The sequence below is a fragment of the Brachybacterium sp. 107 genome, from assembly GCF_052379725.1.
Lineage (GTDB): Bacteria > Actinomycetota > Actinomycetes > Actinomycetales > Dermabacteraceae > Brachybacterium.
Window position 1 is genome coordinate 77546 of the sequence record NZ_JBQSYW010000001.1, and the last position, 13829, is coordinate 91374.

The following is a 13829-nucleotide window of genomic DNA, read 5'->3' on the forward strand; positions in this document are numbered from 1 at the left end:
GCTTCCCGGGCACTGCGCGGAGGACTGCTCAGGACTCCGGGCCGACCTCGACACGGGTGCTGAAGGAGCTGGCCAGGCGTGCGGCGAGCTCCTGCACGGCCGGGGCGTCGACCCGGCCGATCTTCTCGAGCGTCTCGTCGACGCTCGTGTACGTCCCGTGGACCAGTTCGATCGTGCCGAGGCGGCCCATCCTGCTGCTGGTGTCCTCGAGCCCGAGGGCGAACGACCCGGTGATCTGGCCCTTGGCCCGGGACAGCTCCTCCTGCTCGATGCCGCTGGCACCCATCCGATCGAGCTCCTCGGCGAGCAGCTCGACGACCTGCGCGGTGCGGGAGGGGCGGCAAGCGGCGTACATCCCGAACAGGCCGGCGTCGCGGTAGCCGCCGCTGAAGGAGTAGACCGAGTAGGCCAGGCCGCGCTGTTCGCGGATGTTCTGGAACAGGCGCGAGGACATGCCGCCGCCGAGCACCGACATGAGCACGGAGAGCGTGTGGCGGTCCTCGCTGACGGCGGAGAGCCCCTGGCCGCCGAGATAGATGTGATTCTGCTCCGCGGGGCGGATCAGACGGTGCGAGGCGATCGCGGAGACGTCGTGGACCGAGGCGTTCGCCGAGTCCCCGGCAGGAGACTCGGCACGCGGCCGACGGCGGGGCAGCGCCCCGTCCTCGAGCGTCCAGCCACCACCGCGAAGACCCGTCCCCAGCAGCGCGGCGAGCTCGTCGTGGTCGATGTCCCCGACCGCGGTGACGACCAGGTTGTCGGGACGGTAGTGGGCATCCCAGTGGCTTCGCACGTCCTCGATGCTCAGAGCGTTCACGCTCTGCTCGGTGCCGCCGACCGGGCGACCCAGCGACGTGTCGGCCCCGAGCACGTCGGCGAGGAACGTCTCGTAGCCGACGTCGGTGGGATCGTCCTCGGCCATGGCGAGCTCCTCGAGGATGACCTCGCGCTCGGTGGCCAGGGCCTCCTGCTCGAGCAGGCTCGCCGTGATCATGTCCGTGAGGACGTCCACGGCCATCGGCACGTCCGCGGAGCGGACCCGCCCGTAGTAGAGCGTGTGCTCCTTCGCCGTGATCGCGTTGGAGTCGCCCCCGACCTCGTCGAAGGCGGTGGCGATATCCATCGCGGAGCGCCTCCGGGTTCCCTTGAACAGCAGGTGCTCGAGCACGTGCGTCGACCCGGCGTGCTCGGGGAGCTCGTCGCGCGACCCGACGGGCAGCCACAGCCCGATGGACGCGCTGCGCACGCTGCGGTCGGTCTGCGTCAGCAGGCGCACACCGCCGGGCAGGATGCTCCGCCGCACACCGGTGGCGGCATCGAGCATCACGTCTGAGGCGGGATCATCGAAAATGAGGTCGGAAGGCATCGATCGATTGTTCCACGACCTGGCCGCCCTCGGGACGAGAGGTCGCCCTCCCTCCCGGGTCGCGGCGAAGGTCACTCCACTGCTCCCGGCGGCCTGCGCCGGGGCAGCCCGTGCCGGGAGCCTCCGTGCCAGGGCGGCGTGTTCCCGAACAGCCCGTACCCGGACAGCAGGACGGGGAGGCACCAGATGGTGCCTCCCCGTCCTGGGAGCTGCGGCCTCAGGAGGCCGAGCAGATCACTGTGTGGATCAGCTCTCGTCGGAGGAGCTCTCCTCGGAGGGCTTCTCATCATCCTCGGAGACCGCCAGGGAGATCTTGCCGCGGGCGTCGACCTCGCGGATCTCCACCTCGATCTTCTGACCGACCTTGGCGACGTCCTCGACGTTCTCGACCCGCTTGCCGTCGTTCAGCTTGCGCAGCTGGGTGACGTGGAGCAGACCGTCCTTGCCCGGGGTGAGCGAGACGAAGGCGCCGAAGTCGACCACGCGCACCACGGTGCCGAGGTAGCGCTCGCCGACCTCGGGGACCTGCGGGTTGGCGATCGCGTTGACTGCGGAGCGGGCCGCCTCGGCCGAGGGGCCGTCGGTCGCACCGATGTAGACGGTGCCGTCGTCCTCGATCGTGATGTCCGCGCCCGTGTCGTCCTGGATCTGGTTGATCATCTGGCCCTTCGGGCCGATGACCGCACCGATCTTGTCGACGGGGACGGTGACCGCGATGACGCGAGGAGCATGGGGGCTCATCTCGTCCGGCGCGTCGATCGCCTCGTTCAGCACGCCGAGGATCGCCAGGCGCGCCTCGTGAGCCTGCGACAGGGCGCCGCCGAGCACGGAGGCCGGGAGGCCGTCGAGCTTGGTGTCGAGCTGGATCGCGGTGATGAACTCGCTGGTTCCGGCGACCTTGAAGTCCATGTCGCCGAAGGCGTCCTCCGCACCGAGGATGTCGGTGAGCGCCGCATAGCGGGTCTCGCCCTCCACGGTGTCGGAGATCAGGCCCATGGCGATGCCGGCGACCGGGGCGCGCAGCGGCACACCGGCGTTGAGCAGTGCCAGGGTCGAGGCGCACACGGAGCCCATCGAGGTGGAGCCGTTGGACCCGAGGGCCTCGGACACCTGACGGATCGCATAGGGGAACTCCTCGCGGGTCGGCAGGACCGGCACCAGGGCGCGCTCGGCGAGCATGCCATGGCCGACCTCACGGCGCTTCGGGGAGCCGACGCGACCGGTCTCGCCGGTGGAGTACGGCGGGAAGTTGTAGTGGTGCACGTAGCGCTTGCGCGTGACCGGCCCGAGGGAGTCGATCTGCTGCTCCATCTTGAGCATGTTCAGCGTGGTGACACCCATGATCTGGGTCTCGCCGCGCTGGAACAGTGCCGAGCCGTGCACCCGCGGGAGCACCTCGACCTCGGCGGAGAGGGCACGGATGTCGCGGAGGCCGCGACCGTCGATGCGGACGCCGTCGGTGAGCACCTTCTGGCGCACGACCTGCTTGGTCAGCGCACGCATCGCACCGCTGACCTCCTTCTCGCGACCCTCGAGCTGCTTGCCCTCGCCAGCGAGCTCCTCGGTCATCTCGCCGATGAGCTGCTCGGTGCGCTCTTCGCGCTCCGTCTTCGCAGCGATCGACATGACCTCGGCCAGACGCTCGGTGGCGGCGGCCTCGACGACGGCGTAGGCGTCGTCCTGGAAGTCGAGGAAGAGCGGGAACTCGCGCACCGGCTTGGCGGCGGTGGAGGCGAGCTCCTGCTGGGCGACGCACAGGCTGCGGATGAAGACCTTCGCGGCCTCCAGGCCCTCGGCCACGACGGGCTCGGTGGGAGCGATCGCGCCCTGCTCCTTGATGAGCGTCCAGGCGTTGTCGGTGGCCTCAGCCTCGACCATCATGATCGCCACATCGTCCTCGACGATGCGACCGGCGACGACCATCGAGAAGACGGCCTCGTCGAGCTGCGAGAAGGTCGGGAAGGCGACCCACTGGCCGCCCTGGGCGGTCGGGATGAGCGCGATGCGCACGGCGCCGATCGGGCCCGAGAAGGGCAGCCCGGAGATCTGGGTGGACGCGGAGGCGCCGTTGATGCCGACGACGTCGTACGCGTCGTCCGGGTTGTTGGCCATGACGGTCAGCACGACCTGGACCTCGTTGCGCAGGCCCTTGACGAAGGCCGGGCGCAGCGGGCGGTCGGTGAGACGGGCGGCGAGGATCGCGTCGGTGCCGGGACGGCCCTCGCGACGGAAGAACGAGCCGGGGATGCGACCCGCGGCGTACATCCGCTCCTCGACGTCGATCGTCAGGGGGAAGAAGTCGAAGTGGTCCTTGGGACGGTTCGAGACGGCGGTGGCCGACAGGATCATCGTGTCGTCGTCGAGGTAGACGGCGACGGCGCCGGCGGCCTGCTGGGCGAGACGTCCGGTCTCGAACCGGACTTCACGACGGCCGAACGAGCCGTTGTCGATGACCGCGGTCGTCGCGGTGATTTCAGGGCCTTCCATGGCCATGTGAATCTCCTCTGGTAGGGGGTTGCCCTGCCGGTGCGGCCTTCGTCAGTCATCTGCGGCGCACGATCCCGGGACGGGGACTGCGTGCTCCGAAGGTCACTGCCGAGGACCGAACCTGGTCGGGGCGAGGGGTCGGAGGGGTGCCCGCGTGAGCGGACAGACGGAACCGCCGCCCGCCTCAGGAGGCGAGCGGCGGACAGCGATCAGCGGCGGATGCCGAGGCGCTTGATCAGCGAGCGGTAGCGCTCGATGTCGGCGGCCTGGAGGTACTTCATCAGGCGCTTGCGCTGACCGACCAGCAGCATCAGACCGCGGCGCGAGTGGTGATCGTGCTTGTGGGTCTTCAGGTGCTCGGTCAGGTAGGTGATGCGATGCGTGAGGAGCGCGGCCTGGACCTCGGGCGAACCGGTGTCACCCTCGGCGGTCGCGTACTCCTTGATGATCTCCTGCTTGGTGGCGGTGTCGAAGGCCATGGTTCTCCTGTGGTCGTTGCGCGGCGCTCCGGGACCTGCTGTCCCGGGCTCTCTGGGCGAGCCTCGCCCCGTCTCCCCCAGCAGGCGCACGTCGAGGACGTGCACTGCAGACGTCAGGGTGGGGCAGACTGGCTCTCCGCGGCCGAATTCACGGCTCGAGCAGGATATCAGTCCTCGGCTGCCTGACGGGAGGGACCGGGATCGAGAGTGCGGCGGGTCACCTCGACGTCCCGCTGCATCTGCTCGACCAGGGTCTCGACCGCATCGAACTTCAAGGTCGGGCGTTGGAAGGCCACGAACTCGAGCCGCACGGTGTCGCCGTAGAGATCCAGGTCGTGGGCGCCGTGAACATACGCCTCGACGGTGCGGCGGGGAGCGCCGTCGACCTCGAAGGTCGGATTGGTGCCGATAGAGATGGTCGCCGCCGCTCCTGCCAGTGGTTCGGTGTCGGCGTGAGCGCTGTCCTGCTCGAGCACCGTGAGGTAGCCGGCGTAGACGCCGTCGGCCGGGATGAGCCCGGCCGGGTCCGGCCCCAGGTTCGCGGTCGGGAAGCCGAGCTCGCGACCGCGCTGGAAGCCGTGACGGACGGTGTCCGTCACCGTGTGCAGCCGCCCCAGGCCCTCCGTCGCGACCTCGATATCACCGGTCAGGAGAGCCGCACGGATCCCCGAGGAGGAGATGCGCCCGCTCTCCTCTCCCTCGGGGCCGAGGTCGGAGACCGTGACGACCTCGAAGCCGTATTTCCTGCCCAGCTCGCGCATGGTGTCGATGTTCCCCGCGTTCGCCCGACCGAACAGGGCGTCCTCGCCCAGCACGACGCACTTCATGCCGAGTCCCTCGACGAGGAACACCCGCACGAAGGCCTCCGGCGAGTAGAGGGCGAAGTCTCGGGTGAACTCGAGGTCCAGCACCCCGTGCACACCGGCGAGGAGCAGCAGGCGGTCGCGGTCCTCGTGCCCGGTCAGCAGCGGCGGCTCGCCGGGCGTGCCCATGACATGTCGCGGATGCGGCCAGAAGGTGAGCGCGACCGGAGAGAGCCCGCGGGATTCAGCATGGTGGACGAGCTGGTCGAGCACGTAGCGATGGCCGCGATGGATCCCGTCATAGTTCCCGATGGAGACCGCTGTGGCCCCGAGATCAGCGGGCACGTCCTGCACGGAGTGCCAGATGGGGGTGCGGGTCACGGCGCGGTCAGATCCTTCCGGGGCCGGGTGCTCGGACGCACCCACGGGGGTTCCACCCAGGGGCGGAGCATCTCGGGCGGGAGCACCGAGCAACGGGGAACACTGTAACGCCCGCGGGTTCCACCGCGGGAGTTCAGCCGCGGGCGAGGGGCGAGTACGTCGGCCGCGGGCTCCGCCGTGTCGGAGCTGTGACGAAGCTCCGCGGCGCAGATATGTCGCGAAGCCTGCCTGCTCCGTTAGTCTGAAGGGCAATGCGGCACCGGGGAGGGACCCCTGTGCCCTCCGGAATTTCCAGCGGGGGCAGACACGATGGCCGCGGAGAACGGATCAGAATCCATGACGAACGTGACCGAATCGGCGGCGCTGGGCGGCCCGTCCCGACCCACCGGACGCCACGGCCGTCGCCGTACCCTCCTCATCGTGATCGCCATCCTCGCGGTGATCGCCATCGCCCTGACCGGCGGCGCGATGGCCTACGCCAAGCAGTACGACGACCGCGCGCTCCCGGGGACCACCATCCTCGGCCAGGACGTCTCCGGCAAGTCCGCCGAGGAGATCTCCGCGCTCGTCGCGAAGAAGGGTGAGGACGTCACCGTCTCCGTGACCGCCGGCGATCAGAAGTCCGAGGTCCCGCTCGCCGACCTCGGAGTGACCGTGGATGCCGACGCCACCGGCAAGGCCGCGCTGGATCGCGACAACTCCCTGACCGAGGTCATCTCCTCGACCTGGTCCGGTGAGCACCCGGTCGCCCCGGTCGTCTCCGTCGACGACGCCGCGGTCGCCGCCTTCGCCGAAGGCCTCGTCCCCAAGGACAAGACCGTCCCGGTCGACGCCGAGGTCGTCTTCGACGAGGACGCCCAGACGTGGAACGCCGTCCCCGGCCGCGACGGCCAGGGAGTGGACCCGAAGGTCCTGGTGGACACGGTGACGCAGAAGGCCCCCGCGCTCGAGAGCTTCAGCGTGGAGCAGCCCGTCGAGAAGATCGCCCCGGCGATCACCACCGAGGACGCCGAGGAGATCGTCGGCACGATCTCCTCCCTGCTCGAGCAGCCGATGTCGATCAAGGGCGCCGACGACTCGACCCACGAGGTCTCCGCCGAGAAGCGCTCCGGATGGCTCTCGGTGGGTCCGGACAAGTCCGGCGAAGCCCTGAAGATCAGCGTGGACGAGGACGCCGTGCGCGAGTGGGTCTCGAGCCGCGCCTCGGACGACGCCGTGGAGGCCAAGGACGGCATCGAGCAGGTCGACGAGGACGGCAAGGTCGTCAAGGTGGTCGCCGAGAAGAAGGACGGCCTCAAGATCACCAACACCGATGCTGTCGCCGACGAGCTGATCGCCGCCCTGCAGGGCACCACGCCCCTGGAGGCCGCCTTCGAGACCCAGAAGATCAAGGCTGAGGTCAACGAGGTCGACGCGCCGAAGGATGCGGAGAAGGACAAGGACAAGAAGGACGAGGACAAGGACGCCGCGAAGGACGAGAAGTCCAAGGACGAGAAGGACAAGGCGAAGGATTCCGACGAGAAGGCTCCCGCCGACAAGCCCACCGGCGAGAAGTGGATCGACGTGAACCTGAGCAACAAAACGGTCACCGCCTACGTCGGCGACACCCCGGTGTGGGGTCCGCGCTCCATCGTCGACGGCAAGGAGGGCAACGAGACCGTCACCGGCTCCTTCGAGATCTACCAGCGGCACGACCGTCAGGACATGACCAATGCCGCGTACTACCCCAAGGGGCACGAGAAGTACTACCTCACCCCGGATGTGCCGTGGGTGCAGTACTTCCACAACGGCTACGGCTTCCATGGAGCACCGTGGCGCTCGTCCTTCGGGTACTCCGGGTCGCACGGCTGCATCAACATGACCGTGTCCGACGCGAAGTGGCTCTACGACTGGGCGTCGATCGGCACTCGCGTCGAGTCCCACTACTGATATGTAGGGTTTTCTGTCAAGTGTGCAGGGTGAAGCGGGGGCATCCACTGGCCGGTGGGTGCCCCCGCTTCGGCGTTCGCGGGGTGCTTCTCGGGGTTCGCGTGTCTGTTCGACGCGTGGTCAGTCTGATATTCGCGGGTTGGTTACCGCATGACGCTGTTTTCGGTGGGAGGGGCGTTGCTGGTCTGAGGTCGAGCGTCACCCGCTCGGGCTGCTCACAGTAGATTCGCTGGTCTCCTCCTCACGCTGCGCCCCGAGATGCTCTGGGTCGTCCGTGAACGCGGTCTATGGGGGTTATGCCTCCATCGTCGCCAGAAACCAGCACCAGCCGGCCAGTTCCCGGGCGAACGCGGTGGTCGCGACGGTGCGGGGCTTGTGGTGGGCATCCATCGTCATCCACCGTCGGTGCAGGCGCCGGTTGCCCTGGTCGGCCCGCTGGGCGATGACCGCGGGGACGTTCGCCCAGTTCATCTGCAGTGTCGGGCCAGGCCGGTAGTCCTTCTTGTGCTGCCAGGCGGACTCGACCAGCAGGCGGCGGGCGTGGGAGTTGCCGGTGCGGGTGATGCCGCCCAGTTTGCGGCTGGATCCGGAGGAGTGCTCAGAGGGGACCAGTCCCAGGAACGCGGCGAGCTTCTTGCCGGTGAAGCGCTCCCAGTCCCCGATTTCCACAGCCAGACCGAAGGCGGTCAGGGTCGAGATGCCACGCAGGCAGACCAGCCGATGGGTGATCTCGGTGAACTCGCTGCCCTCTGCCAGCTCGGTGATCGCCACGTCCAGCCGGTCTCGCCGGGCCAGGCCGTGGTGGACCGTGTCGCAGGCGTCGTCGAACGCGGCCAGCGTCCCGGTCCCGGCGCTGGTGAGGTCGTCCCGGCGGATCCCACGCATCCACACGTCATGGGGACGGCCCCAGGCAGTCTTGCCGGGAAACACATAGCCGTGGCGCAGCAGCAGCTTCCCCAGTCGGTGCCTGGAGGTCATCAGGTCCCGGCGGGCATCATCTCTGGACCGGACCAGGTCGCGGGCAGATTCCTCACTCCTGGTCGGGATGCGGACCGGGACGATGTCTCCGGCCCGGTCCAGGCGGGCCAGGAGCATCGCATCGTTGCGGTCGGTCTTGACCCGGTCACCGGGTGGCCGGATCAGCTTCGAGGGCGCCGCGACCTGCACGAAATACCCCGCCTCGAGCATGGTCCGGGCGAGTCCGAAACCGGTGGGGCCGGCCTCGTAAGTGATACGTAGCGGTCCGTGTTCGCGGGCCAGATCGGTGACGAACTCGCTGATCACGACCGGGTCGTTGGGCAGCTTCTTCCGGATCAACTCACCAGTGGAGCCGTCGATCGCGGCGGCAACCACACTGCGGGCATGGACATCCAATCCCAGGCTTGTACTCTCGGTAAACACCAGGGCCTCCTATGAATGCATGCACCCCGGTTGCCCATCGACCGCGGTGATCTACGAGTCTTCATAGCGGGGCCCTGGGCCACAAGACCCGACCCGGCGACTCCGCCACCCTCATAGCGTCTGAGCGGATTCCCGCGCACGTACGACGAAGCCTCCTCCCGGATTCCGGGAGAAGGCTTCGTCGTACGTGGCGGCTTCGAAGTACGGGGAGGCTTCGTCGCGCGGGGAGGCTTCGTCGTGCGGGGAGGCTTCGTCGCGCGAGGGGGCCGCTGGCGTCCGTCGGTCAGCAGCGTGCGTCGAGCGGGATCACCAGGGCGGGTCGCCAGCTCGTGCCGTCAGGCCGGAGCACGGCGCAGAGCGCTCCGTCGGCGTCGAGAGCGGCGACCAGGTCCGACAGGTCCGCGTCGTCTCCCCCACCCCTCGGCGCGCTCCGCGGTGCCACGGGCGCTGCGGACGGCTCCTCGGCACGGGGGATGCGCCGACCGTCGGCCAGATCCCGGGCATCCTCGGCCGACACGGTCAGGGCGGGCAGAACAGTCCCCGCGCTGCGACCCAGTCCCCGCAACGGCAGGTCCACGTCATCCCCCTCGCCCCGGGCCGGCACCTGCACGGCGTCGGCCACCGTGAACGGGCCGATGCTGGTACGGCGCAGCGCCGTGAGATGACCTCCCACGCCCAACGCGGCGCCCAGGTCACGGGCCAGAGCCCGTACATAGGTTCCCGAGGAGCAGGTGACCACGGCGTCGAGGTCCACATAGCCGTCGCTCTCGCGGCGCGCTGTGATCTCGAAATGGGAGATCCGCACCGCGCGCGCGGCGAGCTCTACCTGCTCCCCCGCTCTGGCGCGGGCATAGGCACGCTTGCCGTCGACCTTGATGGCGCTGACGGTCGAGGGCACCTGCTGGATGTCCCCGCGGAGGAGCTCGAGCTGCTCGTGGATCGCGGCATCCGTGATCCCGCCGGTAGCGCTCGGGGTGCCGATCGGCTCGCCCTCACGGTCGTCGGTGGTCGTGGCCAGACCGAGGCGGATCGTGGCCTCATAGGTCTTGTCCAGCCCCACCAGGTGGGTCAGCAGCCGGGTGCCCTGGCCGATGCCCAGGATCAGCAGGCCGGTGGCCATGGGATCCAGGGTGCCGGCGTGGCCGACCTTCTTGGTCCCCAGCAGCCAGCGGACCCGCGCCACGACGTCATGGCTCGTCCGTTCCGGGGCCTTGTCGACCAGCAGGATGCCGTGGGGGGCGCTCACGCGCCCTCGCGCCCGCTGACGCCGGTCGACGGATCCTGCTCCGCTGCGCCGACGGCGTCGGCCCCGTCAGCGTCGTCGGAGTCGTCGGCGTCGGCGTCGGCGTCGTCGATGTCGTCGTCATCCTCGGCCTCACGGGGGACGCGGTAGGGATCGGCGTCGCCGGCATAGGCCGCGCCCTCCTTCGACTTCGCGAGCTCGGCGTCGCGCCCGCGGGCCTCGGACAGGAGGTCCTCGATGACACGGGCGTTCTCGGGGATCGCGTCGGCGATGAACTCGAGGGTCGGGGTCAGGCGCACGCCGGTCTGCCGGCCCACTTCACGACGCAGCATGCCGGTGGCGCTCGCGAGCGCGGCAGCGGTGCCTTCGCGCTCCTCGTCCGTGCCGAAGACGGTGTAGAAGAGCGTCGCGTGCTGGAGGTCTCCGCTGACACGCACATCGGTGATGGTCACGAAACCGAGGCGCGGGTCCTTGACCCGGGTGTCGAGCATGGTCGCCACGATCACCTTGATGCGGTCGGCGAGCTTGAGGGCGCGGGGGCTGTCGTTCATGATCGGTCATTCTCCTGATCGGGGTGAGGATCTGCGAGGGGTGAGGAGGGATGTCGGCAGCAGGATCGTCGCCGGGCAGGGTGTCTCTCGGCCCCGGAGGAGGCGTCCGTCCGGGAGCGCCCGGGAGGACAGGTGCAGGGGAGGAGAGTCGCGACGGACATGCGGCTCTCCTCCCCTGCGGATGCGGCGGGGCGCCGCGGGGCGCCCGGCCGGTATCGGATCAGCTGCGGGGCTTCTCCTGCATCTCGTACGTCGTGACGACGTCACCGATCTGCAGGTCGTTGAAGGATCCCAGGTTGATGCCGCATTCGTAGCCCTCGCGGACCTCGGTGACATCGTCCTTGTAGCGACGCAGCCCGGCGATCTCGAGGCTCTCCGTGATGACCACACCGTTACGCGTGATGCGCGCCTTGCCGCCTCGCTTGATGAGGCCGCCGCGGACGATCGAGCCGGCGATGTTGCCGAACTTGGAGGAGCGGAAGATCTCGCGGATCTCCGCCGAGCCCAGCTCGACCTCCTCGTACTCCGGCTTGAGCATGCCCTTGAGAGCCTGCTCGACCTCGTCGATGGCGTTGTAGATGACCGAGTAGTACTTGATCTCCACGCCCTCACGGTCGGCGTACTCCGCGTTGAGGCCCTCGGCCCGCACGTTGTAGCCGATGATGATGGCGTCCGACGCGACGGCGAGGTTGATGTTGTTCATCGTGATCGCACCGACACCGCGGTCGATGATCCGCAGATCGACGCCGTCCCCGACCTCGATCCCGAGCAGCGACTCCTCCAGCGCCTCGACGGCACCGGCGGCGTCACCCTTGAGGATGAGGTTGAGGGTCTCGACCTTGCCGTCGGCCATCGACTTGGTGATGTCCTCGAGGCTGATGCGCTTGCGGGCCTTGGACAGCGACGCGGCACGCTTGGCGGCCTCGCGCTTCTCGGCGATCTGGCGGGCGGTGCGCTCGTCCTGGGCGACCAGGAAGGAGTCACCGGCGCCGGGCACCGAGGTGAGACCGAGGACCTGCACCGGACGGGACGGACCCGCCTCGGTGACGTTGTCGCCGTTCTCGTCGAGCATGGCACGCACGCGGCCGTGGCCGGTGCCGCAGACGATCGCGTCGCCGACCCGCAGGGTTCCCTGCTGGACGAGGACCGTGGCGACCGGGCCGCGACCGCGGTCCAGGTTCGCCTCGATGGACACGCCACGGGCGTCCTTGTCGGCGTTCGCGGTCAGCTCGAGCGCGGCGTCCGCGGTGAGCAGGACGGCCTCGAGCAGCGCATCGATGTTCTGGTTCTCCCGAGCGGAGACGTCGACGAACATCGTCTCGCCGCCGTACTCCTCGGCCACCAGGTTGTACTCGGTGAGCTGCTGGCGGATCTTCTGCGGGTTCGAATCCGGCTTGTCGATCTTGTTGACCGCGACCACGATCGGCACGTTGGCCGCCTGGGCGTGGTTGAGCGCCTCGATGGTCTGCGGCATGACGCCGTCATCGGCGGCGACCACGAGGATCGCGATGTCGGTGACGTCGGCGCCACGGGCACGCATGGCGGTGAACGCCTCGTGGCCCGGGGTGTCGATGAAGGTCAGCGCGCGGTCGACGCCCTCGTGCTCCACCGGGACCTGGTAGGCACCGATGTGCTGGGTGATGCCGCCGGCCTCTCCTGCGCCGACGGTCGCCTTGCGGATCGTGTCGAGCAGGCGGGTCTTGCCGTGGTCGACGTGACCCATGACGGTGACGACGGGGGGACGCGGCACGCGGTCCTCGTCGTCCTCCTCGGCGAGCTCGGCATCGAGATCGATGTCGAACTGTCCGAGCAGCTCGCGCTCCTCGTCCTCCGGGGAGACGATCTCGATCTTGTAGCCCAGCTCCTCGCCGAGCAGATCGAAGGTGTCCTCGTTCAGCGACTGCGTGGCCGTAGCCATCTCGCCCATCGCGAAGAGCACCGTGATCAGCGATGCGGGATTCACATCGATGCGGTCGGCGAAGTCGGAGAGCGATGCTCCCCGGCGAAGACGGATCGGGGTGTTGCCGTCGCCGCGCGGGATCGAGACGCCGCCCGGTGCGGGCGCCGACATCTGCTCGAATTCTGCGCGCTTCGCACGCTTCGACTTGCGCGAGCGAGCGGGCTTGCCGCCACGGCCGAAGGCACCCTGGGTGCTGCCACGACCACCGCGACCGCGGGGACCGCCGCCACCTGCGGGACCACCGGGGCCGCCGCCGGGACGAGCCCCGGGACCGCCGCCGGAACGTCCACCGCGACCACGGCTGTCGCCGCCGCCGGGACGGGCGTCGGCCAGACCACCGGAGGAGTGCTGACGCATGATCCCGGGAGTGGGCATCCCGGGACGGGGCGGACGGGGAGCCGCACCCTCACGGGCTGCGGGGCGACCGGCACCGGCCTGATCGCCGCTGCGACCCTGACCCTGGCCCTGGGGGCGGGAGCCGGGACGGGGCATGCCCTGCGAGCTCGCGAAGGGGTTGTTGCCGGGACGGGGGCCGCCCGGACGCGGGGCGCCCTCGCGCGGAGCGCCGTCACGCGCGGGACGGCCGCCGCCCTGGCCCGGCTTGCGGGAGCCGGGGCGGGGCATGCCCTGCGAGCTGGCGAAGGGGTTGTTGCCGGGACGAGCAGCGCCGGGACGGGGCGCGGGACGCTCTCCACCGGGCTTCGGGGCAGACGCCGGGCGTGCGGCACCGGGCTTCGGGGCGCTGCCCGTGGACGCGGCATCATCGCTGGCCGGCTTCGCGGCAGGCTCCGACGTCTCCGCGCTCGCGGACTGCGCGGAGGTCTCGGCAGCCGGCTCGGACTTCTCGGTGCTCTGGGACTTCTCCACCGGGGCGGAGGGGGCAGAGGCCGGTTCGGGGGTCGACGCCGCAGGCTGCTCCGGAGCGGCCGGGGCGGGCTTCGCACCGGGCTTGGGAGCGCTGCCGGGCTTGGGGGCGCCGGAGGGCTTGGATGCTGCACCGGGCTTGCGCTCTGCGCCACCTGCGGGGGCTGCGGAGCCGCTCTTCTCGGACGAGCTGTCCCCACCCTTGGCGGGGAGCTCCTCACGCAGCCGACGGGCGACGGGCGCCTCGATGGTCGAGGATGCGGAGCGAACGAATTCGCCCATGTCCTGCAGCTTCTGCAGAACGGCCTTGCTGGGATGTCCGAGCTCCTTGGCGAGCTCGTGGACGCGGACCTTAGCCACATTTC

General features: G+C 69.5%; 9 protein-coding genes. 1 reads left to right on the plus strand and 8 read right to left on the minus strand.

Annotated features, from left to right (window positions below; translation table 11 throughout):
• Positions 1–28 precede the first annotated feature (28 nt).
• From ACT3UL_RS00345 to ACT3UL_RS00360, 4 genes are all read right to left on the minus strand, one after another.
• Entirely contained in the window at positions 29–1366 is a 1338-nt protein-coding gene (locus ACT3UL_RS00345) for a M16 family metallopeptidase (protein ID WP_444576009.1), read from the minus strand.
• A gap of 246 nt (positions 1367–1612) precedes the next feature.
• A complete protein-coding gene (locus ACT3UL_RS00350; RefSeq protein ID WP_444576010.1) occupies positions 1613–3853 on the minus strand; it encodes a polyribonucleotide nucleotidyltransferase in 2241 nt (746 codons plus the stop codon).
• A 209-nt stretch (positions 3854–4062) separates the two neighbouring features.
• A complete protein-coding gene (gene rpsO, locus ACT3UL_RS00355; RefSeq protein ID WP_444576012.1) occupies positions 4063–4332 on the minus strand; it encodes a 30S ribosomal protein S15 in 270 nt (89 codons plus the stop codon).
• Between the two features lie 167 nt (positions 4333–4499).
• Complete coding sequence (locus tag ACT3UL_RS00360) at positions 4500–5516, minus strand: bifunctional riboflavin kinase/FAD synthetase (protein ID WP_444576014.1); 1017 nt, start codon at positions 5514–5516, stop codon at positions 4500–4502.
• A gap of 336 nt (positions 5517–5852) precedes the next feature.
• Here ACT3UL_RS00360 and ACT3UL_RS00365 point away from each other — a divergent pair, with 336 nt between their 5' ends.
• Positions 5853–7445: a L,D-transpeptidase gene (locus tag ACT3UL_RS00365; RefSeq protein WP_444576015.1), complete on the plus strand. Its 1593-nt coding sequence runs from the start codon at positions 5853–5855 to the stop codon at positions 7443–7445.
• 294 nt (positions 7446–7739) lie between these two features.
• Here ACT3UL_RS00365 and ACT3UL_RS00370 read toward each other — a convergent pair whose 3' ends face one another.
• The 4 genes from ACT3UL_RS00370 to infB all read right to left on the minus strand — a co-directional run bounded on the left by ACT3UL_RS00370 (position 7740) and on the right by infB (position 13824).
• On the minus strand, positions 7740–8846 hold the full coding sequence (locus ACT3UL_RS00370; protein WP_444576017.1) for an IS110 family transposase: 1107 nt from the start codon (positions 8844–8846) through the stop codon (positions 7740–7742).
• A 283-nt stretch (positions 8847–9129) separates the two neighbouring features.
• A complete protein-coding gene (gene truB, locus ACT3UL_RS00375) occupies positions 9130–10092 on the minus strand; it encodes a tRNA pseudouridine(55) synthase TruB (protein WP_444576019.1) in 963 nt (320 codons plus the stop codon).
• Positions 10089–10640: a 30S ribosome-binding factor RbfA gene (gene rbfA / locus ACT3UL_RS00380; RefSeq protein ID WP_444576021.1), complete on the minus strand. Its 552-nt coding sequence runs from the start codon at positions 10638–10640 to the stop codon at positions 10089–10091. The genes truB and rbfA overlap by 4 nt, the downstream gene beginning before the upstream one ends.
• Before the next feature lie 220 nt (positions 10641–10860).
• Positions 10861–13824 carry a translation initiation factor IF-2 gene (infB, locus tag ACT3UL_RS00385; RefSeq protein ID WP_444576023.1) on the minus strand — a complete coding sequence of 988 codons (2964 nt, stop codon included), beginning with the start codon at positions 13822–13824 and terminating at the stop codon, positions 10861–10863.
• Between the last annotated feature and the right edge of the window lie 5 nt (positions 13825–13829).

Coding starts and splice junctions, on each gene's coding strand:
- rbfA (WP_444576021.1), bottom strand. CDS start 10,640: ATGAACGACAGCCCCCGCGCCCTCAAGCTCGCCGACCGCATCAAGGTG.
- rpsO (WP_444576012.1), bottom strand. CDS start 4,332: ATGGCCTTCGACACCGCCACCAAGCAGGAGATCATCAAGGAGTACGCG.
- ACT3UL_RS00350 (WP_444576010.1), bottom strand. CDS start 3,853: ATGGAAGGCCCTGAAATCACCGCGACGACCGCGGTCATCGACAACGGC.
- ACT3UL_RS00365 (WP_444576015.1), top strand. CDS start 5,853: ATGACGAACGTGACCGAATCGGCGGCGCTGGGCGGCCCGTCCCGACCC.
- ACT3UL_RS00345 (WP_444576009.1), bottom strand. CDS start 1,366: ATGCCTTCCGACCTCATTTTCGATGATCCCGCCTCAGACGTGATGCTC.